Below are 467 nucleotides of genomic sequence, written 5' to 3' on the forward strand. Positions count from 1 at the left end.
GTATGCAAGGCAGCAGCCAAGCTTGGCTACCCGACCGGGGACGTGGCCAACGCCTTCGCCCAGGTCGGCGTGCAGACCAGCCAATGCCAGGGGGGCGATCCCCGGCCAGAGCCCACCCCCGAACCCCAGCCGCCCCGGGATCTCGAGGCTGACCGCCCACTCCCCCTCTCCCTCGCCCAGGGTGAGGAGCGACACTTTCGCATTCCCGTCACCGGCGCCGGCATGATCTGGCTGCAGACCTATGGCGGCAGCGGCGAGGTGGATCTCTACGCGGCCCTGGATCAGGCCCCCTCGACCAGTCGCTATGACTGCCGCTCGGCCAATCAGGGCAATGACGAGGCCTGTGGTTTCGAAGGGGTTGAGGGACAGACCCTCTATCTGATGGTGCGCGGCCGCGCCAACCACAGCAGCACCTATCTGCTGGCCACCCAGGAGGAGGCACAACAGGGCTGCAACCAGCTGCCCCA

General features: G+C 67.7%; 1 protein-coding gene. It reads left to right on the forward strand.

Features of this window, described 5'->3' with window-relative positions; genetic code table 11:
- Nucleotides 1-467, forward strand: a 467-nt coding sequence (locus tag BN1133_RS20325; RefSeq protein ID WP_197273661.1) for a PPC domain-containing protein, incomplete at both ends; no start/stop codon positions are given.

The sequence above is a fragment of the Aeromonas schubertii genome (genome assembly GCF_000820105.1).
In the GTDB taxonomy this organism is placed as follows: domain Bacteria; phylum Pseudomonadota; class Gammaproteobacteria; order Enterobacterales; family Aeromonadaceae; genus Aeromonas; species Aeromonas schubertii.